At 61.6% G+C, this 23,999-nt stretch carries 19 protein-coding genes; 16 read left to right on the top strand and 3 right to left on the bottom strand.

Annotated elements, in window-relative coordinates; translation table 11 throughout:
- The first annotated feature begins 2 nt into the window (after positions 1 to 2).
- The 7 genes from ACP2YP_RS00655 to ACP2YP_RS00625 all read left to right on the top strand — a co-directional run bounded on the left by ACP2YP_RS00655 (position 3) and on the right by ACP2YP_RS00625 (position 8,245).
- A complete protein-coding gene (locus ACP2YP_RS00655; RefSeq protein ID WP_426421744.1) occupies positions 3 to 1,163 on the top strand; it encodes an acyl-CoA dehydrogenase family protein in 1,161 nt (386 codons plus the stop codon).
- Positions 1,164 to 2,681, top strand: coding sequence for a class I adenylate-forming enzyme family protein (locus tag ACP2YP_RS00650; RefSeq protein WP_426421743.1), 1,518 nt, complete (start codon positions 1,164 to 1,166; stop codon positions 2,679 to 2,681).
- A 39-nt stretch (positions 2,682 to 2,720) separates the two neighbouring features.
- On the top strand, positions 2,721 to 3,491 hold the full coding sequence (locus ACP2YP_RS00645; RefSeq protein ID WP_426421742.1) for an SDR family NAD(P)-dependent oxidoreductase: 771 nt from the start codon (positions 2,721 to 2,723) through the stop codon (positions 3,489 to 3,491).
- A gap of 13 nt (positions 3,492 to 3,504) precedes the next feature.
- Positions 3,505 to 4,686 carry an iron-containing alcohol dehydrogenase gene (locus ACP2YP_RS00640; protein ID WP_426421741.1) on the top strand — a complete coding sequence of 394 codons (1,182 nt, stop codon included), beginning with the start codon at positions 3,505 to 3,507 and terminating at the stop codon, positions 4,684 to 4,686.
- Positions 4,687 to 5,017: 331 nt separating this feature from the next.
- Positions 5,018 to 6,235 (top strand): ABC transporter substrate-binding protein, encoded by a 1,218-nt coding sequence (locus ACP2YP_RS00635; RefSeq protein WP_426421740.1) that lies wholly within the window; start codon positions 5,018 to 5,020, stop codon positions 6,233 to 6,235.
- Positions 6,236 to 6,472: 237 nt separating this feature from the next.
- Positions 6,473 to 7,309 carry an alpha/beta fold hydrolase gene (locus ACP2YP_RS00630; RefSeq protein WP_426421739.1) on the top strand — a complete coding sequence of 279 codons (837 nt, stop codon included), beginning with the start codon at positions 6,473 to 6,475 and terminating at the stop codon, positions 7,307 to 7,309.
- A 27-nt stretch (positions 7,310 to 7,336) separates the two neighbouring features.
- Entirely contained in the window at positions 7,337 to 8,245 is a 909-nt protein-coding gene (locus ACP2YP_RS00625; RefSeq protein ID WP_426421738.1) for an SDR family NAD(P)-dependent oxidoreductase, read from the top strand.
- 137 nt (positions 8,246 to 8,382) lie between these two features.
- Here ACP2YP_RS00625 and ACP2YP_RS00620 read toward each other — a convergent pair whose 3' ends face one another.
- Together ACP2YP_RS00620 and ACP2YP_RS00615 are read right to left on the bottom strand one after the other, a co-directional pair.
- Positions 8,383 to 9,027: a polysaccharide deacetylase family protein gene (locus tag ACP2YP_RS00620; protein WP_426421737.1), complete on the bottom strand. Its 645-nt coding sequence runs from the start codon at positions 9,025 to 9,027 to the stop codon at positions 8,383 to 8,385.
- A 280-nt stretch (positions 9,028 to 9,307) separates the two neighbouring features.
- On the bottom strand, positions 9,308 to 10,009 hold the full coding sequence (locus ACP2YP_RS00615; RefSeq protein ID WP_426421736.1) for a TetR/AcrR family transcriptional regulator: 702 nt from the start codon (positions 10,007 to 10,009) through the stop codon (positions 9,308 to 9,310).
- A 188-nt stretch (positions 10,010 to 10,197) separates the two neighbouring features.
- On the opposite strand from ACP2YP_RS00615, the gene ACP2YP_RS00610 reads away from it, so the two are divergent.
- The 4 genes from ACP2YP_RS00610 (at position 10,198) to ACP2YP_RS00595 (ending at position 16,060) form a co-directional block, all read left to right on the top strand.
- Positions 10,198 to 10,632, top strand: coding sequence for a hypothetical protein (locus tag ACP2YP_RS00610; protein WP_426421735.1), 435 nt, complete (start codon positions 10,198 to 10,200; stop codon positions 10,630 to 10,632).
- A 116-nt stretch (positions 10,633 to 10,748) separates the two neighbouring features.
- Complete coding sequence (locus ACP2YP_RS00605) at positions 10,749 to 11,579, top strand: TetR/AcrR family transcriptional regulator (RefSeq protein ID WP_426421734.1); 831 nt, start codon at positions 10,749 to 10,751, stop codon at positions 11,577 to 11,579.
- Positions 11,580 to 11,592: 13 nt separating this feature from the next.
- Positions 11,593 to 14,775, top strand: a complete 3,183-nt coding sequence (locus tag ACP2YP_RS00600; RefSeq protein WP_426421733.1) for an efflux RND transporter permease subunit — start codon at positions 11,593 to 11,595, stop codon at positions 14,773 to 14,775.
- A complete protein-coding gene (locus tag ACP2YP_RS00595) occupies positions 14,768 to 16,060 on the top strand; it encodes an efflux RND transporter periplasmic adaptor subunit (protein ID WP_426421732.1) in 1,293 nt (430 codons plus the stop codon). The genes ACP2YP_RS00600 and ACP2YP_RS00595 overlap by 8 nt, the downstream gene beginning before the upstream one ends.
- Before the next feature lie 833 nt (positions 16,061 to 16,893).
- Here ACP2YP_RS00595 and ACP2YP_RS00590 read toward each other — a convergent pair.
- Positions 16,894 to 18,165 carry an MFS transporter gene (locus tag ACP2YP_RS00590; protein WP_426421731.1) on the bottom strand — a complete coding sequence of 424 codons (1,272 nt, stop codon included), beginning with the start codon at positions 18,163 to 18,165 and terminating at the stop codon, positions 16,894 to 16,896.
- A gap of 284 nt (positions 18,166 to 18,449) precedes the next feature.
- Here ACP2YP_RS00590 and ACP2YP_RS00585 point away from each other — a divergent pair, with 284 nt between their 5' ends.
- The 5 genes from ACP2YP_RS00585 to ACP2YP_RS00565 all read left to right on the top strand — a co-directional run bounded on the left by ACP2YP_RS00585 (position 18,450) and on the right by ACP2YP_RS00565 (position 23,956).
- Positions 18,450 to 19,775: a UbiA family prenyltransferase gene (locus ACP2YP_RS00585; protein WP_426421730.1), complete on the top strand. Its 1,326-nt coding sequence runs from the start codon at positions 18,450 to 18,452 to the stop codon at positions 19,773 to 19,775.
- A complete protein-coding gene (locus ACP2YP_RS00580) occupies positions 19,775 to 21,517 on the top strand; it encodes a hypothetical protein (protein ID WP_426421729.1) in 1,743 nt (580 codons plus the stop codon). Before ACP2YP_RS00585 ends, ACP2YP_RS00580 begins: the two co-directional genes overlap by 1 nt.
- Positions 21,518 to 21,669: 152 nt before the next feature.
- Positions 21,670 to 22,284, top strand: a complete 615-nt coding sequence (locus tag ACP2YP_RS00575) for a ribonuclease D (protein ID WP_426421728.1) — start codon at positions 21,670 to 21,672, stop codon at positions 22,282 to 22,284.
- Between the two features lie 206 nt (positions 22,285 to 22,490).
- Complete coding sequence (gene lptC, locus ACP2YP_RS00570; RefSeq protein ID WP_426421727.1) at positions 22,491 to 23,216, top strand: LPS export ABC transporter periplasmic protein LptC; 726 nt, start codon at positions 22,491 to 22,493, stop codon at positions 23,214 to 23,216.
- Positions 23,217 to 23,221: 5 nt separating this feature from the next.
- Positions 23,222 to 23,956, top strand: coding sequence for an LptA/OstA family protein (locus ACP2YP_RS00565; protein WP_426421726.1), 735 nt, complete (start codon positions 23,222 to 23,224; stop codon positions 23,954 to 23,956).
- The last annotated feature ends 43 nt before the right edge of the window (positions 23,957 to 23,999 follow it).

Here is a 23,999-nt window from a genome sequence, read left to right as displayed (position 1 = left end):
AGATGGACGAAGCGCGCTATCGCGAGTGGTTTCCTAAGGTCAAAGACCTCATCTGGAAAGATCTGCCCCAATACATCGACCGCATCGAGCGTCAGGGACACATTCCTCACAGTGAGGTGATCCCGAAGCTGGCCGCGCTGGGACTCTATGGTTGCTTAGTCCCCGAAAGCTATGGCGGGCTCGGGCTTACGGTGAAGCAATATGTGCCCGTGCTCATCGAACTATCGAAGATGTATGCGGGCCTGCGCGGTTATCTCCATGCGCACGTGTCGGCCAGCAAGCTACTGGAGTTTGCCACAGACGAGCAGAAGGCGCGCTTGTACCCCGGCGTCGCCAGCGGAAAGATCCAGCTCGGCTTCGCCCTGACCGAGCCCGACAACGGTACAGGGATCGATATCTCGACAACGGCGACCCGCCTGGGCGACATCTATCAGGTCAATGGTCGCAAGCATCTGATCAGTAACTGCGACATTGCCGACTATCTGATGCTTGTCTGCTATACGGACCGGAGCAAGGGGCCGGAGGGTATCAGCGTCCTGTTGCTGCCGAAGGATGCTCCCGGCTTCACGTGGGATCCAGTCGGCGGACTGATGGGCTGCAAGGGTGCGGAGCATGGCCGGTTGAACCTGGACAATGCGCAAATTCCTGCCGCGAACCTGCTGGGCGGCGTCGAGGGCAAGGGCCTGCACCACGCGCTCGAAGCACTCGAGGAGAGCCGGGTCTTCATCGCATCGACATCGTTGGGTACGGCGGAGCGAGTGATGGAGCTTTCGCTGCAGTATGCGAAAGAGCGCGTCACCTTCGGGAAGCCGATTGCGACCCGAGAAACCATTCGGACCTATCTGGCCGAGATGGCAACGGACATCTATGCGCTTCGGACCATGCTGACGGACGCGATCGGCAAGCTCGACCGCGGTGAGCGCATCCCGGCCGAAGCGGCAATGTGCAAGCAGTTCGGTGCGGAGGCCGTGTGTCGCGTCACGGACCGCGCGCTCCTCATTCATGGTGGCGTTGGCTATACGACGCAGCGCGACATCGAGCGCCACTATCGCGATTGCCGGATCAACATCATCGAAGAGGGTACGCCCTCGATCCAGCGTACCGTCATCGCCAGAACCTTCCTTGATGGCTATCGGTTCCCGGACTTCGGAGGGCAACTCTAGATGCGCGTTCTCGGCGATATTGCGCGGCTCAACGCCAAACGCTTCGGCGACGAAACGGCCTTGATCTTCGAGGAGCAAGCGCTCAGTTTTTCTGAGCTAAACGCTTGCGGTGACGGGATCGGCCGCCGGCTGCTCGAGATGGGCGTGCGGATAGGTGACCGGGTGGCCCTTCTCGCCGAGAACTGTCTTGAATTCTTCCCGATCTATTTCGGGATCATGAAGATCGGTGCTGTGATGGTGCCGCTCAACTATCGCTGCACCGTCGCCGAACTTGAGCACATGCTGCGCGACAGCACCCCATGCGTGCTGTTTCACACTTGCGCCCTCGCGACCCAGGCTCACGCGCTCTATGGGCGGATCGACGCCGGCTTCCGACTGGTCGAGATCAGTCGTGCGCTTCTGGATACGCAGGCGCCGCCAGTGGACGAGCTTCCCGCAGATTTTGACGAGCGCGCCACCGCCACCATCATGTACACCAGCGGTACAACGGGCACGCCCAAAGGCGCAATGCTGCCTCATCGCGCGCTCCTGGAGGGAACAGCTGCCACGGCGCTGGCCGCACGCATTCAGCAAAGCGATCGGGTCGTCGTAACCGTCCCGTTGTTCCATGGTGGCGGGATGTATGTCGTGTCGCATCCGCATCTCTATGTGGGTGCGTCCATCGTGCTCACCGCCCGTTTCGAGCCCGACGAACTATTCGACCTGATCGAGCGCCGGGGCGTGACCACGTTTTTCGGCGTGCCGGCTCAATATGCCGCGCTGCTCGACCGCCGCGCGCAAACAGACGCCCGCACTAGTCTGCGGAGCGCCTGGTATGGCGGCGCTCCGATGTCGACCGAACTCACAAGACGGGTACAGGCGCTTTGGCCCGGTGTCCAGTTTCAGCAATGCTATGGACAGACGGAGACCACGCTGATCTCCGTTCTCGGGCACCAGGATCATGATCGTAAGATGCACACTGTCGGACGCGAACTTCCGCATCTCGAAGTCCGGGTTGTCGACGAACAGGGTGATGATTGTCCCACTGGTGTGATTGGCGAGATCGTAGTCAACAAAAACGCCGGCATGACTGGTTACTTCAACAATCCTGTGCAGACGACTGAAACCATTCGCGACGGCTGGATCCACACGGGTGACTTGGGCTTCATCGACGGAGATCGCTTCCTGACGCTGGTAGATCGAAAGAAAGACATGATCATCAGTGGCGGTGAGAATGTCTATCCAAAGGAGATCGAAGAAGCGATTTTTGAGCGCGAAGGCGTCGTCGAAGTGGCGGTGGTCGGTGCGCAGGACGCCAAATGGGGCGAGGTTCCTGTCGGCTTCGTTGTAGTAGGCAAGGGGAGCGGCATCACTGCATCCGAGCTGCAATCATGGTGCGAGGAACGGCTGGCGCGATACAAAGTCCCGCGCCAATGGCGTTTCGTCGACGAGTTGCCCAGGACAGCCAACGGCAAGGTTCGGAAGACCGCGCTCCGCGACCTGTTGCGCGAGTCGGTCACCACAACTCCAACGAGCTGATGAAGGCTCCTCAGCGATGACCCAAGCGGAGAAATCAAGATGGACATTCGGGACAAAGTGGTTGCGATCAGCGGTGGTGCTTCCGGACTCGGTGAGGCGGCTGCACGCCATTTCCTCGCGCTTGGCGCAGGCGGCGTCGTCGCACTGGATCGGGACGCCGCTCGCGGTGCGGCCATCGCAGCAGAGCTAGGGGACAGGTATCTTCCCTTTGTTTGCGATGTGAGCGATGAGCAGGCCGTGCAAGCCGGCATCGACGCAGGAGTTGCACGTTTCAGACGGATCGATGTCGCGATCGCTGCGGCAGCGATCGGAGGTCCCGCCAAGCTTCTCAGCCGCAAGGGTCCGATCCCCATGGATCGCTTCGATGCGGTCCTCAAGGTAAATTTGTACGGCACCGTACATTTGGCGCGTTCTGCAGCGCTCGCGATGACGCGCAATGAGGCTAACGAGGATGGTGAACGCGGTGTCATTATCAACCTTGCCTCAGGCGCGGCGTACGAAGGCCAGATCGGGCAGATCGCGTACAGCGCATCCAAGGCAGCAATCGTCGGTATGACGCTGCCGCTGATGCGTGAACTAGCTGAGCACGGAATACGTGTGACGACAGTCGCGCCAGGAGCTTTCGACACTCCGATGTACGAGCAAGCACCACCTGAGGTGAAGCAAGGCATCGTCTCGGTGTCCCTGTTCCCCAAGAGGATGGGCAAGGCTTCGGAGTTCGCGCTGTTTGCGGAAGAGATCGTGCGCAATCCGATGCACAACGGCCGGAGCTATCGCTTCGACGCCGGTCTCTATCTCCCGGTCTCGTGAGCAGATAGCTGCGTTGAGCAGAGAAAATACAGGCTTCCGGCATCTCTCTAACCGCCTCGCGCGCGTCATGCACGACGTGGATGCGCGTGAGGCGCTTCCCTCGATCTTGTCAGAGGATCGCATCAACTCGGTTCTATTGTTGACCAGCCGCTCGCTGCTGCATTCGCCCCTTGTACGGTCGCTTCGCGCTAACGTTCGAGTGGAGACCACGGTCTACGGAGGATGCCGACCACATTCCCCCTCGACTTGTGTGTTGGAAGCGATTGCGACGCTGAGCAACTGCCGTCCGGACGCAATCGTTGCCATTGGTGGCGGGTCCGTGATCGATACCGCCAAGGCAGTCGCGATCGCGCTGTGGCGCAACATCGGTTCGCCGGACCGTCTATCCGAGCTCCTCGGCCGACCCCCACGTGTAAATTCGATGGACGGCGAGCCAGGCCCGCGCATCATAGCCATTCCAACCACCTTGTCCGCGGCCGAACTGTCTCCCGTGGGTGGCATGCTGAACGAGACGACATCCATTAAGGAGGTGGTGGGTCATGAGTACGCAATTCCCCGCAGCATCATCTACGATCCCCGTGCCCTGGTCGATACCCCTCGCGAAATACTGCTCGCTTCCGGGGTAAAGGCTCTGGATCACGCCGCGGAGACGCTTTGCGCTGTGAGCGGAAATGCGTTCGCCGCTCCCTTAGCCGAGCGAGCTGTCCTGCTTCTAGGTCGATCGCTACCATTGATCGCGAACGCGCTCGACGCCGGGGGGGAGCCACCCCTTTCCTCCTTAGGCGAAGCGCAACTTGCGTGCTGGATGTCTGTTGCGGGGCCGGCTCACGGGGTGTCGGTTGGTGCCAGTCATGCGATCGGCCATGCGTTGGGTGCGGTTTGTGGAGTTGCGCATGGCCTCACGTCATGCGTCACGCTGGCGCCTGTGTTGCGCTGGAATTTCCGATATAGCGCTGAAGCGCAGCACCTCATAGCCAAGACATTGTCTGGTGGGAGCGACCAAGATGCTGCCGCGACGGTCGAATGCTTTGTGCGTGGCCTCGGCCTTCCGTTGCGCCTATCCGAGATCGGCGTCGACCCCGACAAGTTCGTCGGCATAGCGGAGGTTGCATTCGCCGACCATTGTACTGCGACAAATTGTCGACCCATCGTATCTGTTAACGATATCGTCGAGATACTCGAGATGGCAGCCTGACGCATGTTCCCGCCCAATGTCCGTTGGGGCTGGCACTCGACGATTGCTCGAACAGCGCTGCGCGTGTTCCTCCAATCGGCAGCGGCTTGACGTCCGCACCGCCATCTCAACTCAAGGGACAAGAGTGCTTCCGCTCAAGCCACTTCGCCCATTGCCAGAACGGTCATGATTTGTTAACTTAACGGTCGGTTAGTCAATTGGGAGTGCCGCAAAATGAGCGCAGAACGCGTAGCCTTCTTCGGTGCAGCGATAATCCTCTGATTAAAAATTCCTAGCGGAGGGCCGTTGGCCGCCGACTACACGTCACGCACCGGCAGGAGGAAGGTTTCAGATGAAATTCATTCAAGCGATCGTGGCCGCGGTCTGCATTTTTCCGGTCCTGACGGAAAGTGCAATGGCCGAAAAGAAGTATGATCCAGGCGCTACCGACTCGACGATTAAGATCGGAAACATCATGCCTTATAGCGGCCCGGCGTCGTCCTACGGCGTCATGGGAAAGGTCGAGGCAGCATACTTCAGGAAGCTTAACGATGAGGGTGGCATCAACGGGCGAAAGATCGATTTCATTAGTTACGACGATGCGTACAGTCCTCCAAAGGCAGTTGAGCAGGCACGCAAGCTCGTCGAAAGCGATGAAGTTCTCCTGATATTCAGCTCGACGGGAACGCCGTCTAACGCCGCAATTCAAAAGTACATGAATGCCAAACGAGTACCTCAGCTATTCGTTGCGTCATATACAGAAAAGTGGAACGACCCGAAGAAGTTTCCCTGGACCATGATGGGGCCAGGCACGACATATTATAGAGAGGGCAACATATTCGCCGCGTACCTGGTGGGGGAGAGGCCTCAAGCGAAGATCGCCGTGCTGTATCAAAACGATGATGCTGGAAAGGAGGCTCTTAAGGGTCTGAAAGCCGGATTGAAAGACAACCTCGCGATGCTAGTCGCGGAGAATTCCTACGAGGTGAGCGAGCCGACAATTGACTCGCACGTCGTCACTTTGAGGGCTTCGGGTGCGGACACTCTCATGATCTTTGCCACGAATAAGTTCGCAGCGCAGGCCATAAGGAAGGTCGCGGAGATAGGTTGGAAGCCTACTCAGTTTTTGCCAAGCGTCGCATCGTCGATTGGAGCCACACTTAAGCCTGCTGGGATCGAAAACGCACAAGGTATTATATCAGCGACCTTCCTGAAGGATACGTCCGATTCCAGGTGGGATGAAGACCCGGGGATGAAGCGCTATCGCGAGTTTATGGCGCGATATATGCCCGAAGGGAATCTGAACGACAGCGTGCTATCACTCGGCTACCTTTCGGCGCAAGTCCTTGAGCAGGTTCTCAAGCAAGCAGGTGACGATCTGCGACGGGAAAACATCATGAGGCAGGCAGCCGATCTAAAGGAGGTGCAGTCGGACATCCTCCTGCCTGGGATTACGATTAGCACGTCGCCTGATGATTTCGTACCAATCAAACAGATGCATCTGGTGCGGTTTGAAGGAACGCGGTGGGTCCTGTTTGACAAAATCATCAAATCGGAGTCGCGCGACTAACGCAGTTGCAGGATTTACTTTTCCAGGGGGCTCTGTACCTCACGCTCGCTCAGCAACCGCGATGGTCTGAATTGTGTGTAGCAGGATCCCCTCGATACAGGTCAAGATACGTCGTCGCGCAATCGCCTGGCTTCGACCCAGCGTCCGCGAGCAAAATGCCTCCGCTGGCAACGTTATCTTCCGCCTGTTCCGCCGCGCACCCGGGACTAAACGGTCGCTCGTTAACGAAAATGAGGAATGATGGGAGGATTGATAATGCCACAAGTCACCGTGCGGGCGGGAGCGACCGTTCACTACAACGACGAGGGCGAAGGCCTTCCGCTGCTTTTGGCGCATGGCTTCATGCTTGACGCCAGCATGTTCGAGCCGATGTGTCCGATCCTGCGCGAGCGCTGCCGCGTCATCACGTGGGACGCCCGCGCGCATGGGGCGACACGCTATGACGGCCAGCCCTTCAGCGAATGGGACAATGTAGACGACCTTATAGCACTCATGGACGCGCTCGGAATCGAGCGCGCTGTTGTCGGCGGCCACAGCCAGGGCGGGTTCATCGCGATGTCGGCAGCTTTGCGGGACCCCGATCGCGTGATGGGGTTGGTGCTCATCAACACTACACCGCACGGCCAGGCGGAAACTTCCTTCGCCGATCTAAACGCTTTCATGGCCGAGTGGCTTCGGACGGGACCAACCCGAGCCTTGTGCGAAGCGCTCGGCGCCATGGTGTTGGGCGGTGTCGGCCTAGAGCCATGGATCAAGAAGTGGATGGCGCAACCAGCGGAAGCGCTGATGAACCCGTTCAGGGCCGTGGTTGAACGAGAGGACATCTCCGACCGGCTCGCGAACATCAAGGCGCCAGCGCTTGTGGTGCATTCTACCGCGGACGTGGGCATTCCGCTCGATGAGGCTCATGCCTACGCCCGCCAGCTTCCTGGAGCTGGGCCGGTCTTTGTAGTCGAGGGAGCACCACATGCGAGCTGCTGCACGCACCCAGAACTCGTCGCCCGGGAAATCATCCACCATCTCGATCGCGTCGAAGCTGCCGCAGCGCCGGCCAGCAACGAGCGCGAAGCTTAACCAGCGATATCCGAAGAGAGAAACCACTTGAGCGCTGAATTTTCCGGCAAGGTCGCAGTCGTCACCGGAGCTGCAAGCGGCATTGGACTGGGGCTCGCGCTCCGGGCCGCTGAACTTGGCATGAAAGTCGCTCTCGCCGACGTCGAGGCTGGGCCGCTGGAGGACGCCTTGGAACAAGTGCGGCGCGCCGGCGCGGAAGCGATCGCCCGGCGTGTGGACGTGAGTGATGGCGACGCCGTTATGGCTCTTGCCGCGACGGTGGAGGCCGAATTGGGACATCCCTGGCTCGTCTGCAACAACGCCGGGGTGAACAAGTTCAAGCCGCTCTGGGCGGTCACCGAGGCCGAGTGGGCGTGGATCGTTGGCGTCAACATGTGGGGCGTCATCCACGGAATACGAGCATTCGCGCCCGGGATGGTCGTCCGCAACGCGGGTCATATCGTCAACACCTCCTCGGCGGCAGGCCTCTACGCCACGCCCGGCGCGGGGCCTTATGTCGCCACCAAGCACGCGGTGGTCGGCCTGTCGGAGTGCCTCTACCGCGAATTTGAAATGGCCGGGATCGATGTCGGCGTGAGCGTGCTCTGCCCGAAACTCGTTGCCACCAATATGATGACGGCCACGCGCAATGAACCGGGCGCAACCGCGAAGCCTGCACCCATAGATATGTCGCGTATCCGGATCCCGTTCTCGCATGGAGAGCCAGACGTTCAGACGCCAGCCATGCTGGCCAACAAGGTTTTCGATGCGGTGGAACATCGCCGCTTCTGGATACTTTCCCACGTCGACTCCATGCGAGACACCGTCGTCAACCGCTTCCGTCAGGCTGTCGACGGCCGGAATCCGGACGACAGCAGCGCCGACCGTCTCTCGTCCTTCTTGGCCGGCGTGCGCTCGGGGCTGCTCAAGCCGCCCCCAGACAACGGCCGGCCGTGAGAGCGGACGCGCGAACCTGCGGCGGAGGCGCGCGCTGGCAACAAGCGAGCTGTAGATCACAGGTCTCCAGACGCTTCCGGCGATTTTGTCAGCGTACGCAAACTGTGACACGGCTGCGGGGCGGGTTAACCTCGACGTCAGGGAAGCCGTACCAGGCTTTCAACCGCAGGCGCCGCTCGGCCGCCGCGTATCGGCGCGCAATCGTCTGGCAGGTCCGTGCTGAACGAGCCGCCGAGTTCGTGGACGCCATCGATAAACGCGCCCAGCCGCGTCATCGCACCGGTCGGGAGATCATGAACGACAATCACCGATGAGTCGCGGGTTTGAACGTCGGACAAAGCAACAACGTCCCAGTCATTGGGGCGCTCCCAATCTCGTGGAACGCTGTTCCATAGCGCCAGAGTGAACTTTTCCCGACAAAGATAGTCGAGCGCCGCTGCATGAAGGAGCCGATCGTTGATCTGTCCCATTCCTGCGAATGGCCGGAAAAGGCGATGGGACGCTCCGATCTTATTCAACCTATCTTGCGCCAAGGCAATTTCTGCCACCGCTTCAGCGTCGCTGGCGAAATCACCCAGCAAAGTCTCATGATGAAAGCTGTGATTGGCCACGATATGGCCTTCTGCGTGCGCTCGCTCGGCCAATGCTCGATATTCAGGTTCGTCCAGCCGCTTACCGATCACGAAGAAAACCGCTTTGATATTTCGCTCTGCTAGAGCGTCGAGTACCGTCGGAGTTACATCCGGGTACGGACCGTTATCGATTGTCAGTACTACCTTCATTATCTCGCTCGCGGTTCCAAGCAAGCCCAAACCGCCTCTAAGCGATCGCGACGGGCGATACGCCGGGCTCGCGCTTGATCAGGTCTCAGTACTTCAAGCTGTATTGGGCGGTATATTATCTTATTCGCTGACCGGACGGTCAATTAAAATGTGATACTCCCTCGTCATGCGCCTTAGCCGCTCCTCCGCGTCGGCGCTCGCCATTGCAATGAACGATTGCCGGTCTTTTTCAACGGAATCGGCCGAAAGCGGACCTTCTCTGCTCCGCCGCTGCGCGCTGCTAAGTACTCCCGGCTCGGCGGCCCGAGCGAGCCCTTTTGTACGTCTTGTCAGCGCTACCAGGTTCGACACCAGTCGACCAGGCGCGGACCAATGTATCGATAGCGTAGCGGACACGCTTTGCGATGGCGTTCGAGGATGGAGGACCGGCCACGCCTAGGCTCTGGCGCAGTTCGGCCATTCCAAGCCACGCTCCGATCAGCTGCTCGGCCGCGAGTTCAGGATCATCGATCGCTAGAACGCCTCGCTCGGTCAGCCCCTTCAGGAACCCAGCGACCTGCTTCAGGAGTTCGCCGCGGCCTGCGGTGTAGAACACGTTCGCCAAACGCGACTGGTCCGCAGCGCATTCCGCCATCACCCGGGTCTCTCTAACGACCTCCGGGCGCGTGAGGACCGACACGGTCAGTTCTCCGAATTCGGCGAGCCGCTCCAGCGAGAGGTTCAGGTTCGACTCAACCGGGAGGTCGGGGAGGCGTATGGTCTTCCTCATGCGGTCGAAGACGGCGGCAAGCAGGGCGGGCTTGTCCCGGAAGTTTGCATACACGGTCATCTTCGACACGCCGGCGCGCTCCGCGACCAAGTCCATGGGCGTCGCAGCAATACCGCGATCAAGGAAAAGATCGTACGCCGCATCGAGAATCGCCTCGAGTTTGGCGGGGTCACGAGGCCGGCCGCGGCCCCGACGTTTGCGTTCGACTGACATCACCGACTCGTGACACATGAATTACTGGACATATTAGTCCACTTAATTATTTTATGGACGAGAGCGTATAGCAAATAGCGGCCCGTCCGGCAAGGCGCGGTCGGCCTTTCTACCCGAACAGTCGTCCCGACGGAGGCCGGCATCAATCGCCGGCGGAGCGGCGAACAACATTCTGATGGAGAACGACAATGAACGAAGCTCAATTCACCGCCGTTGTTAGTTCCGAGCAAAACGCAACGCGCGCCACGGCTAAGTCCGTGCTGATCATCGGACCGGATCCTCGGTACATCGATTTTTCTGCACCGTATCTTCCACCGGGTATGACCGCGGAGAAGATTACCGCCGGCGTGGACGGCGCACGCGATCGCCTCGCCGACGCTGGCTACTGCGTCCAGGTATTGCTCACCAAGAATGAGGAAACCGTCGAGCAGCAGGTTTCCGACGCTTTGAAGGAAAGGAGCTACGACGTGACCGTCGTCGGGGTCGGTCTACGCACCCTGTCGCCGATGGCGGCGCATTTTGAGCGCCTGATCAATGCCCTTCACGAGAAAGCGCCGAGGACGAAGATTGCTTTCAACTCGAAGCCCGACGACTCCGACGCGGCCGCGCTCCGGTGGCTGTAACGAGAAACTACCTGGAAGCATCCCGGTAAAGACGAGCCGGCGCCCTCGAACAGTCGCGCCGATCACTGATGCGTGGCAGGCTCACATGCTGCCCGCACGTCTATCAGGAGAACATCATGACAGAACAGATCACGCAGCGGCCATCACCGAAAGGAAGCGTGATGGTGCATGAGTTGAACCATCGTGTCGATAACGAAGTTGCGGCCGCCATCGGCGTTGCGTTTCTCGCCGCAACACGTTCCGGCAATGACAAGCTCTCCGCGATGGATCGGCGCGCCGGGTTCGACGCTAAAGACGGCGAGCACTTCAACACCCATTTCAACGTCAGCAGCGAAGGCGTAAGACAACAAAAGGCAGCCAAAGCCCCGCCTCGAAAACGCATTCTATCTGCAGCAGCGGAGCTGTTTCTCAGATACGGCATTGCCCGCGTCAGCGTCGTGGCGATTGCCAAGGCAGCCGCCACTGCCAAGGCGACGCTTTACCGTCATTTCGCTTCGAAGGACGAACTCGTTGCAGAATATTTGCGCGAGTCTGCCAAGCGGCTCGATGCTTGCTGGGTAAAAATTGGGCCCCCAGGCTCTGCCAGTGCTCCTTTTCAACTCGGCACCCGGCTCGCGGAGATGGCGGACGGTATTGTGAGCGGATGGGCGTGCCGGCTCACTAATGCGGCGGCGGAGTTGAAGGAAAAATCCCATCCGGCACAGCGTGTGATCAGGGCGTACAAGGCCCTTCAACGCATACGGCTCACTCGGCTGTGCCGCGCTGCCGGGCTCCGCAATCCGTCCATGCTAGCGGACGCGCTGCTCCTGCTGTTCGACGGCGCCTGCATCATGGCACCGAGCGTCGGTCGTATCGGCCTCAGCTCCCGCTTTCTGCTCCTGAGCAAAGCGATGATTGCCGCGCACGCGAAGGCACGATCGGCGCGGAGCCAGATGCATCAGCCCTAATCGGGAGGTCGAGATGGGTATTGTTCGATTTGCGCTGAAATTTCCTTACACGTTCTACGTCCTGGCCGCCTTCATCGTGTTTCTCGGCGTGTCAGCCATCACGGTGATGCCGGAGGACATTTTCCCGGAGATCAATATCCCGGTGGTGTCGGTGATCTGGCAGTACACTGGCCTGAGCGTGCCGGAGATGGAGCAGCGGGTCACGACCTACGGTCAGTACTCCATCAGCTCCAGCGTGTCCGGCATCAAGAACATGGAGGCGCAGACGCTGAACGGCATCTCGGTGCAGAAAATCTATTTCCAGCCCGATGTCAATCTCGACCTCGCCATCTCGCAGATCGTCGCGGCGACGAATGCAATCCGCGCCCTGATGCCTACGGGCATCCAGGCGCCGATTGTAGTGTCGTACAACGCCTCAAGCGTTCCGGTACTGCAGCTCAGCCTGAAGTCGGACCGTCTCAACGAGCAGCAGCTCTACGACTACGGGATCTACAACCTGCGCCAGCAGCTTGCCCCGGTTCCGGGCGTGACTTTTCCGGCGCCCGACGGCGGCAAGGACCGACAGATCATGGTCGATATCGATCCGCTGAAGCTTCAGGCCAAAGGCCTGACCCCGACAGATGTGGTGAACGCGGTCAGTGCTCAGAATCTGACTCTGCCATCAGGTCTCGCCAAGATCGGTGACACGCAATACACAGTGCGCACCAACGCGATGCCCGTGAGCATCACCGATCTCAATGATATTCCGATCAAATTTGTAAATGGCCAGACGGTGTTCCTGAGGGATGTCGGCCAGGTGCATGACGGTTGGGCCGTGCAGCATAACATTGTCCGCAACGACGGTCGGCGTTCCGTCTTGCTGAGTGTTCTCAAGAACGGCAATGCCTCAACTGTTGCGGTCGTTAATGGGGTCCGCAAGGTCCTTGACATTGCCCGCGCTGCGGCGCCTCCAGGCCTCTCTATTAACGAGCTGTTTGATCAATCGAAGCTCGTCACCGCATCGATCGCTGGCGTGCTCCGGGAGGGCGCGATCGCGGCGGGCCTCACCGGACTGATGATCCTGCTATTTCTCGGGTCTTGGAGGTCGACCCTGATCGTCTTGATCTCGATCCCGTTGTCGATCCTGACGTCGATCGTGATCCTCTACTTCATGGGTCACACGCTCAACACCATGACGCTCGGCGGCATGGCGCTTGCGGTGGGCATCCTGGTCGATGATTCGACGGTGACGATCGAGAACACCCACCGGCTGCGCAGCGAAGGCATGAGTCTCGCCGCAGCGACCCTGCACGGCTCCGCCGGCATTGCGGTGCCAACGATGGTCTCGACGCTCGCGATCAGCTGCGTATTCACGTCGGTTGTGTTCCTCGAAGGGCCCGCAAAGTTCCTCTTCACACCACTCGGGCTTGCGGTCGTGTTCGCCATGCTGGCGTCCTATGCGCTCTCGCGGACGTTGACGCCGGTCATCATCGGCCTGCTGCTCAAAAATGAGCACCACGACAGGACCGATGGCTCAGGTAACTGGTTCGTGCGTTTTCACCAGCGCTTCGAGCGCGGCTTCGAGCTGTTCCGCGGGGGTTACGTGCGGGTGCTGGCGATGTTGCTCAAACGGCGCCTTATCGTTCCGGTTGTCGCTGCGCTGATGCTCACGCTGGGCGGCATCATGGCGACATTGGTTGGCCGCGACTTCTTCCCCGACATCGATGGCGGACAGATCAAGCTCCATGTCCGCGCACCGGCGGCAACCCGCATCGAAGCGACCGAGCGCATTTTTCAGGAGGTCGAGGACAAGATCCGCGAAGTGATCCCAGAGCGCGATCGCGATCTGGTCGTCGATGACATCGGCGTGCCGCAACGCGCCTACAACCTCGCCTTCACCGACGGCTCGACCATTAACGTCAACGATGGCACGATTCTGATATCGCTCAAGGAGGGACACGCGCCGACGGCTGACTACGTGCGCAAGCTCCGCGAGATGCTGCCGGCCGTATTTCCATCCGCGACCTTTTATTTCCAGGCTGCCGACATGACTACGCAAGTCCTCAATTTCGGATTGCCGTCACAGATCGACGTTCGCGTCGTCGGCCGCGACCGGACGACCAACAAGCGCGTCGCGGAGGAGCTGCGCCGCCGCCTCGCGGGCATTCCGGGTATCGCGGACGCCCATTTTCAGCAGGAGCTCGATGCGCCGGCCTTCATGGTGGACATTGATCGGTCGCGGGCGCTGCAGCTTGGACTCAACGCGCAGGCCATTGCCAATGATGTCAATACCAGCCTCAGCTCGTCAGAGCAGGTCGCGCCCAATTTCTGGACCGATCCGGTCGCCGGCATTCCCTATTACATCGCGGTTCAGACGCCGGAGCACCTGGTGAGCTCGCTCAACGAGATTGGCAACACGCCAGTATCGACCGCGCTCGCCTCCAACGGCCCGCCGATACCAGGGTTGTTGAGCAACGTGGCGACGCTCAAGCGCGACAGCGTTCCGACCAATCTGAACCAGACCAATATTCAGCCCGTCTACGACATCTATGCCGGCGTACAGGGCCGCGATCTTGGCAGTGTTTCCAGCGACATCGGCAAGATCGTCGCCCAATTGCAGAAGGAGCTGAAGCCCGGCAACACGATCCGCGTTCTTGGACAGATCCAGAGCATGCATGATTCCTTCCGCGATCTGGGCATCGGACTGCTGTTTGCGGCCGTGTTCGTTTACCTGCTGATGGTCGTCAACTACCAGAATTTTGGTGACCCCCTTGTGGTGATCCTGGCGCTGCCGGCCACGTTCTGCGGCATCGTCACGATGCTGTTCATGACAGGCACGACGCTCAACGTCCCCTCGCTGATGGGCGCGATCATGGCGGTTGGCGTCGCCTCGGCGAATTCAATTCTTCTGGTCACATTCGCGCGTGAGCAGCAGCTCAAGGGGAGGAGTGCTTTCCGGGCCGCCCTTGACGCTGGCCGTACCCGAATCCGCCCCGTGCTGATGACGGCAGCGGCGATGATCGTTGGCATGATCCCGATGGCGATCGGCGGCCCCGGTGAGGAGCAGAATGCCGCGTTGGCGCGTGCCGTGATCGGCGGACTGTCGTTTGCCACTCCCACCACCCTGCTGATCGTACCCTACCTGTTTGCCATGCTGCGCAAGCGCAACGACGGCGTCGCGGCCTATGGCGTGTTCGAGGACCTCCCCAATGAATGATGTGTTTCGCCCCCACAGAAATGACGTGATCGACCGGAAGAGATTGGACGGCCCCACGTTCCACCGCGAGCCCGAGAAGCAGCCAGGACAGCGCACGCCTGTGCGCCGCCGACGGGGCGGGCGTCTGTTTGCGCTTGCTGGATCTGTGTTGCTTGCTGGTGGCCTCATGCTGGGCGGATGGGGAGACTATTCGCTGAAGCAGGAGGTCAAGGCGACGGCAAGGCGCGAGCGCGATTTCGTGCCGAGCTTGAGTGTCGCAACCGTCGAGGCGAATCCCGCAACCGTTTCGGTCAGCCTGCCGGGCACGACCGCCGCATTCGCTGCCGCGAATATCTTTGCCCGCGCAACCGGCTATATTGCGAAGCGCACTGTCGACATTGGTGACCGCGTCAAGGCAGGAGACCTGCTGGCGGCACTCGCGGTGCCGGAGCTCGATGACCAGATTTCGCAGAACGAGGCGACGCTCGCACAACTCAAGGCCGTGGTACAAAAGGCGGAAGCCAACGCGACGCTCGCGCAATCGACTTGGGACCGCGACGCACCTCTTGTCCAAAAAGGATGGGTTACTCCGCACCAGGGTGATATTGACCTGCAGACTGTCAAGGCTGACGAGGCTGCTGTCAGCGTCGCGCAAGCAAATGTTACGGCGCAAGAGCGTCTGCTCAAGGTGCTGCGTCAGAACCGGGCCTATGCCTCGGTCGTCGCGCCGTTCGATGGCGTCATCACTCAACGCAATGTCGACGTCGGCGCGCTGGTGCATGGCAACGAAAACACTGGCACCTTCATGTTCGAGATCATGCAAAAAGACGTGATTCGGGTTTGGGTCTATGTCCCGCAGGACGCAGCATTCGGTGTTACCCCGGGCGTTGATGCGACTGTCCGAGTGCCTGAACTGCCGGATCGCCAGTTTCCAGGCAAGGTAACCCGGATCGCCGACGCGCTGCAGAGTGGCACCCGCACGCTCTTGACCGAAATCGATATCCCAAATCCGGACGGAGCGCTGCCGCCCGGAATCTATTGCTCGGTCGAGCTCAAGGTACCGCGCAAGGCGCCCAGCCTTTTGGTACCGGCAGATGCCATCATCTTCAACCGCAAAGGAATGCAGGTAGCTGTCGTCAACAATGGCAAGGCGGAGCTGCACAACATCGGACTAAAGCGCGACTTGGGCACGCAGGTGGAAGTGGACAACGGAGTAAAGGCCGGCGATCAGGTGATCCTCAATCCGCCGATCAGTCTCACCGACGGCAGCAAAGTTCAGGTGCGGCTGGAGGCGCCGCACACGTAGGCTGGTCAGAAATACTCGGGAGGCCTTTCTTCGTGAGACGCAAGGAGGCCGACATGTTGCTTCATCCGCCAATCGTAATTCTGGCAAGCGCTTTCACCGGTTGCCGTTTCCGACGCCGTGCCGAACTTCGATATTGTGAGAGTGCCAGATTGAGGGCGGGTCGACAGTCGAATTCGACGGCTGCTCGCAGAACGAAGGTGCTGCCCTTCAGGAACTCGTCGATGCCGGCCGCATCGATCTCTGCGGCGCGTTGATCATTGCCGGCCGCAGTCTCGGCGTGCCGTCGACGGCGGTCGTCGCCGCCGCCATTCAGGTGGCCCAGGCCTGCCGGGCCGTCAGCGACGGTGGCTTCTTCGATCTGGCCGATGTGACGCTAGTCAATTGTCGTCGCGCGACAGGCCGTCGGCACGCGTTGGCCAAGCCGGGAACTCAGGGTGTCGGTCGACTTCCTTGGCGAGAATTCAGAGAAAATCGCCGAGACCCTGAAGGGAGCGGGCGCGGAGGCCGTTCGGACGAAATGAGCCGAGCCATGCCAGACTGTCCCAAGCCGCTTTCAGGCTCGGTCTCGCTGCCCGGCAGTGCGTGTCGGTTGGCGATCAAAGCAGGGTCGACACGGGCACAGTCCAGTGGTACAAGCGTCGGACTTGGCGCGGAGTTAAGTGGCTGGTTTTGCTATAGTTTGACGGATCGGGTTCCAATCCTTTCCTGGGCACCATTTTGCGGGATTTGGTCCCCAAATCGGGCTGCTTTCAATCAGTGGAGATAGCCGGGCGGCGATCCAGCGATTGCCCGCCGCGACGGTCCCCGGTCGCATAAATCGAGCCCATCTCCCCTCAGACCACGCTCATCCCCGCCCTCTTCGCCACCGACTTCTGCACAAAATACATCGCGACCAGCGTAATGAGCGTCGTCGTGACGACGACGTAGCCGATCCGTTCGAAATGGAGCAGCGAACCGTCAGGTTGTTGCGAGATGATCGCAGCCGCGAGCACCGAGCCGAGCCCGCCGGAGAATTGCTGCAGCGAGGCGCTGACCGCGCTGAACGAGCCGCGCTGGCTCTGATCGGGGATCGCCGAGATCAGCGCCTGCGACGGGATCATGCGCGAGAAGATACCGACGAACAGCAGCACGTTGACGATGATCGCGGTCACGAGCGAAACGTGGCCGAGATGGGTGTAGATTAGCACCATGACGACGGTCATCGCGCAGCCGAACACGAAGGTCGGGTACTTGCCGAAGGCGTCGCTGGCGCGGCCGACCAGCGGCCCGGTGACGATGCTGAACAGGCCGGAGACCAGATAGATCGTCGGCAGATGCACGATGTCGATGCCGATATTGTTGACGGTGAAGGCGCTGGAATACGGCATCAGCATGTAGCCGCCCGTCGCCAGCAATGTCGTGACCGCGAAGGCCAGCGTGTAGCGCGGCTGTCCGATCGTCGCGATGAGATGGTGGAACGGGTTCTTGTCCTGCTTCATTTTGAGATGCGCGTCGACCGGCTCCATGGCGTAGGCGATGATAGCGATCGCCAGGATCGACAGGCCGATGATCGCAAAGAAGCAGACGTGCCAGCTCCAGTGATTGGCGAGAAACAGTCCGGCCGGAACGCCCAGCACCTGGCTCGCGGCGAACGCCGTCTGCACGAATCCCATCACGCGGCCGCGCAGATGCAGCGCGAACAAATCGGTGACGATGGCCAGCACGATCGAGCCGATCACGCCGCCGAACAATCCGGTCACGATCCGGCCGAGCAGCAGCACATGGTAGTTCTGCGCCAGCGCGCAGAGCAACGTTCCGAGCGTGAAGCCGACATAGAAGAACAGCAGCAGCCGCTTGCGGTCGAACCGGTCGGCAAAGCCGGCGGCCAGGATGCCGGACAATCCGGCGCTGAACGCGTAGGCCGACACCGCGACGCCGAATTGTCCGGCGGTGATGTTGAGCGAGGGCATCAGGATGGCGCCGAGCGGCGACATGATGATGAAATCGAGGATGATCGTGAACTGTGCGAACGCAAGCAGTGCCACGAGGAGTGACTGGTAGCGCGTAAAACCGCGCTGGCGTCGCTGTTGATCGTCGATCGGCGCGGCGAGCGTCTGGTCTGTCATGACACCTGCATGGTGAACGGGGCGCGGGAAGCTGGGCTCAGATAGGGTGGGCGCGGGGCGATTTCCACGGGCGCGAGGCTCAAGTTCCGCTGGTATATCGAGCGCGCGCCGGATTGTGGGATCCCTGCAACAGCCTGGCGGCGGTCCCTCTCAGCCGCCGTTCGCCCAGCCGAATTAAGCCGCCCTTAGCGAATGCTCCCTAAGCTCGCGGCCGTCCATTTTCCTGCTCCCGGCCTTCCCAGCCCTTGGGCCGGCCGTGTCGCGGTCAGTCAGAGCGTTTTCGGATGGAGCAGCCCGTCAGGCAGTACGATCGGAGCGAGGCCGCGCCGCAGGCCGCGTCTGCGCCCGCGCGTACCCTCGTCATCGATCTCGAAGGCGCGCTGTTGCGTTCGGAGCTGTTGATGGAGGCGCTGTTCTCTGCCCCTGCGCGCATGCTGGCCCGCTTCGGCGCGGGCGGACGCGCAGGAATGGCCGCGCTCACGGCTATTCTGGCGCGCGCCGAGCTCGACTACGCCCAGCTTCCCTATGATGCCGACGTGCTGAACCAGGCGCTGGCGGCGCGGGCGCGCGGCGCCAGGATTTTTCTCGTTGCGGGCCGTTTCGCCAATCATGCAGCTAGCATCGCCGCGCATCTCGGTTTTGACGGCGTCGTTGCGCCGGCCGATCTTGCTGCGGGTGATCATCTGCCGTTCGATCGCACTTCGATCGAGCGTATCGAGCACCGAGACAGCGGTCGCGCGAGCCTGAAGACCTGGGCGAAGGCGCTGCGAATCTATCAATACGCCAAGAACACGCTGGTGTTCGTGCCTGTCATCACCGCGCATCAGCTGAATGTCGCCACGCTCGGCACCACCCTGCTGGCGTTCCTGGCGTTCTCGGCCTGTGCGTCGGGCGCCTATCTGATGAACGATCTGCTCGACCTCGCCGCCGACCGCCAGCATCCGACCAAGCGCCATCGCGCGCTTGCGGCGGGCGACTTGCCGATTTCGTCGGCGCTATCAGCGATCCCTGCGCTGTGGCTGTTCGCAGTCGCCTCAAGCCTCTGCATCTCCGCCACCTTCCTCGGCGTGCTCGCCGCCTATCTCGCCACCACCATCGCCTATTCGCTCGTGCTCAAGCGCAAGATGCTGGTCGATGTCGTCACACTCGCCGGCCTCTACTCCTTGCGCATCGGCGCCGGCGCGGTCGCGGCCGGCGTCGTGCTGTCGGAATGGCTGATGGTGTTCTCGCTGTTCGTGTTCACCTCGCTCGCGCTGATCAAGCGCTTCAGCGAGCTCAGCATGCGACAGGGCGAAGGCCTCGCCGATCCCTCCAACCGCGACTACCGCATCAGCGATCTGCACATCATCGCCGCGATGGCGGCCGCGAGCGCCATGAATGCGGTGACGGTGTTCGCGCTCTACGTCTCGTCCTCCGCGGTGACGCCGCTCTACAGCCGTCCCTGGATGCTCTGGCTGCTCGCGCCGCTGCTGCTGTACTGGTTCGGGCGCGCCCTGATGATCGCGCATCGCCGCGAGATGCCCGACGATCCCATCATCTACGCCTTCCGGGACGGCGCGAGCCGCACCACCGTGGCGGCGATGGTCTGCATCATGCTGGCGGCGATCTGATGAGTCTTTCGACGTCGAGCCTGGGCGCGGCGAGCCGGAAGAGCTCGCTGGCGCTCTCGCCCGCGATCGTCGAGACTTTGGTGATCGCGGCGTTTGCGGCCGTGGTGTCGCTGCTGCGCACCGGTTTCGTCTTCGGCATCGAGAACAATCTGTTCCATTTTCCGATCGTCGCCGGGCTCGGCAACGAGCCGCAGTTTCACGATGACGCGTTCATCCAGTCGCTGCGCTATTTCGCCTCCGGCGTCTGGATCCTGCTCAACGACGCGCAGAAGGATGTGACGCGGACCGAAGTGCTGTTCTTCGTCCTGAATTACCTGTCGCGCGTGCTGTCCTTCATTGGCTTCCTTTGCTGCGCCTCGCTGCTGGGCGTCGTCACGCGGCGCGACAAGATCGTCTTCAGCCTGATCCTGTGCGCGATCGCGTTCCTCGACGGCTATAGCCGGGCCGGCGGCATGGGCGGGCTGTTCGTGAACTATTTCACGCATTCCGAGATCGCCAACGGCACCGTCCTGCTCGCCATCTATTTCGCGGCGCGACGGTGGTTCATGTCGGCGGCCATGGCCTGCGGGGTCACCTTCTTCGTCAATGCGTTCGTTGCCGTCTGGCTCGCGCCGCTGCTCGTTCTCGTCGCGGCCACCGCGATGCTCTCCGGCGAGACGACGCTGCGCGCCGTCTGCGGGCGGACCTTTGCCGGGCTGGTGATCTCGTTGCCGATGGCCTATCCGGTCCTGCATGCCGTTCTCGGCAATCCCGAATTCGGCAAGCCGCCCGGCTTCGACTATCCGGCCTATCTGCGCGAATATTATGCCGGCCATTCGCTGATCACGGCGGTCGATCTCGACAGCATCCTCGTGATGGTCGCGGTGATCGCTGCCGGCACCGCCGCATTGGCGTGGTTCGGCGCCCGGGCGCGCGCGTTGCAGGCGGCCTATCTCGGCGCGATCCTGGTCTACGCGCTCGGCATCGTCATTCCATTCGTCTCCGGATCGAATCTCGTCCTCAATCTTCAGCTGCTGCGTTCGGGGACGCAGATATACCTGCTGGCAGGACTGGCCGTAGCGGCGCTCGCAACCAACTGGCTGAGCCGCGACCGTGCGCTTGTCTTCCTTCCGGGGTGCCTGGTGGTGCTGTGCCTCGGCATCAACGGGATCGCCATTGCGCTCGTCGTTCCGCTGGTAGCGGTCATGGTCCTGCTCACGGGCGCGAGGCGGTCCGTGACGGACGACGCACCGGCCTCGCACCGCCGGTTTGGCTACGCGGCGCTGGCGCTGGCAGCTCTGGTGCTGTGGCCGCTTGCGGTCTGGCAGAACGTCGCCCTCAACCGCCTCTTCGACGACGCGGTCGGCGAGTGGCGGGACGTCGGCAATTGGGCGAGCGCTGCGACGGCGCCCGATGCGATCTTCCTGCCGCCGCCCCATCGCCCGGAAACCACGACGGCGGATCCCGCGGATCTCGCGCTGGCGCGGGCGACCATCTTCGAATTCGTGGCCCATCGTCGCATCTGGGTCGACTACAAGCGCGGCGCGGCCGCGATGTGGACGCCGTCCTACTATCGAATCTGGCATGACCGGATGATCGAGACCGAGGCGCTCGCGTCCCACACCGCGCGACTGGCCTACGCCGCGGGGCACGGCATCGGTTACGTCGTCGATCGCTGCGAGACTTTGTCCTCGCAGCAGGACGTGGTTTTCCGGACCCGACGGCTCTGCGTTTCGGCGGCCGAACGCGCGCCGGCCGGTTGAATGCGGCCGCCATGCTTGCGCCGGCCGCGGCCGGCGGCTACATCGCGGCGCGCAGGGCAGCTGGCGGATATTCGACCGGGCCAGCCCTCGCCAGTTGCCGTTTCCGGCATTAATTTGATCCAGCGCCGATTCGATTGAGGGTTTGAAACGCCATGACCGTACGCCTGCATCGCGGCGACCTGCCTGACCTCACCCGCTACACCGGCGCGGTGGCGATCGACACCGAGACCATGGGGTTGAACCCGCACCGTGACCGGCTCTGCGTGGTCCAGCTGTCGCCCGGCGACGGCAGCGCCGACGTGGTGCAGATCCCCAAGGGCCACACCGACGCGCCGAACCTGAAGGCCCTGCTGGCCAATCCCGCCATCACAAAGATCTTCCATTTTGCGCGGTTCGACGTCGCGGTGCTGTACCAGACCTTTGGCGTGATGACCGGGCCGATCTACTGCACCAAGATCGCCTCCCGCCTGACCCGCACCTATACCGACCGCCATGGCCTCAAGGACCTCGTGCGCGAGGTGCTCAATGTCGACCTCTCCAAGCAGCAGCAGTCCAGCGACTGGGGTTCCGACAGCCTGACCGAGCCGCAGCTCGCCTACGCCGCCTCCGACGTGCTGCATCTGCACGGCTTGCGCGAGCGGCTCGATGCCATGCTGGTCCGGGAGGGCCGCGCCGCGTTGGCCAAGGCCTGTTTCGACTTCCTCCCGACCCGCGCCCTGCTGGATCTCCAGGGCTGGGAGGAAGAGGACATTTTTGCGCATTCCTAGGGTTTTCTCCTCTAGGGGACTGTCCCATTGCGGTGGCACCCTCTCCCCAGCCCTCTCCCGCAAGCGGGAGAGGGAGAGGCTGCCGCCCCGTTTCGGACACTTTCGTAACGGCCTTTCGCGGGCTGCATATTCCTGAGGTCGCGGGTACAATGGGGCGCCCTCGATTGGAGCCTTCTGACCAGGCAAGCGATGCCCCCGGAGCAGCGGTGAACTCGGCCCAGTTTTCAACCTACGACGCCGCGCTTGCGGCGAAGTTTGCCACCGCGGCGCGCCACAGCCGCCTGGTGCGAATTCTGCGTATCGCCGTGCCGGTGACCGTGGTTCTGGCGATGGCCTCGATCGTCGCGGTCTCGACCTTTCTCAACCCCTTCTCCATGATCCCCGTGAAGGTCGATTCCGGAAATCTCGTGGTGACGGGCACCAAGATCACGATGGAATCGCCGCACCTGTCCGGCTTCACCCCGGATCAGCGGCCCTACGAGCTCTGGGCCAAGACCGCGACGCAGGACATCACCGACCCCGACCATGTCGACCTCAATGACCTCAGGGCGAAGGTGCTGATGGAAGACCAATCGACCCTGCTGCTCGATGCCCGCACCGGCCGCTTCGACAACAAGCAGCAGCAGCTCGATTTGCACAAGGACATCTTCCTGCGTACCTCGACCGGCTACGAGGCGCGGTTGAACTCGGCTTTCGTCGACATGGGCAAGGGCACGGTCTCCTCCGATGAACATGTCGACGTCAAGCTGACCAACGGCACGCTGACGGCCGATCGCTTACGCATCACCGAAGGCGGCGACGTCATCCGCTTCGAAGGCAATGTCGTGATGCATCTGGACAAGATCAGCACGGATGACGCGACGCCCGCGCCGGTCGAGCAGCCCGCGCCGCCGCCGGCGAAGTCCAAGAACAGATCTGCGAACTCAAAGTGATTTTCATGGCTCATTTTTTTCCGCGCAACGACGGCAAGCGTCGCGCCATCGTCGCGGCCATCGCGCTTGGCGGCGCTGCGCTGATTGCGACGGGCGCGGCCGTCGCGCAAAGCACGATGCAAGGCGTGCCCAATGCGATGCAGGGCTTTTCGCAGAACCGCGATCAGCCGATCCAGATCGAGGCCGCTTCGCTCGAGATGCGCGACAAGAAGAAGGAGGCGACCTTCGCGGGCAATGTGAAGGTCGTGCAGGGCGACACCACCATGACCTCGAAGACGCTGGTGGTGTTCTACGAATCGAGCAGCGACAAGGCCGCCGCGCCGCAGGCTGAGCCGGCCAAGGGGGCCAAGGCGACCAAGGCCGCGCCGATGCAGTCGGCGACGCCGGGACCGGGCGGCGCCTCCTCGATCAAGCGGCTGGAGGCCCGGGGCAACGTCGTCGTCACCCAGAAGGACCAGGTGGTGACCGGCGAGACCGCGGTGTTCGACACCAAGACCAATCTCATCACCATGCTTGGCGGTTCGGGTCGGGTGGTGCTGACGCAGTGCCAGAACGTGCTGCGCGGAGATCGCCTCATGGTCGACATGACCACCGGTGTTTCGCGCGTGGAAGCCGACGACGGCAAGGTGCAGGGCGTGTTCATCCAGACCCAGGGCGGACAGAACGGCAAGTGCGGGACGCCGGTAGCCCCCGGTGCCGGCTCGCCGCTGCAATTGCCGGGTGGAAGTAAACAAAAGTAAACTCAATGGCTTGGCCTTGATGCGGCCGATCCGAGGTTGAAGC

Origin of the sequence: Bradyrhizobium genosp. A, from assembly GCF_049949275.1 — a bacterium.
In the GTDB taxonomy this organism is placed as follows: domain Bacteria; phylum Pseudomonadota; class Alphaproteobacteria; order Rhizobiales; family Xanthobacteraceae; genus Bradyrhizobium.
This window is presented reverse-complemented; position numbering and strand designations above follow the sequence as displayed.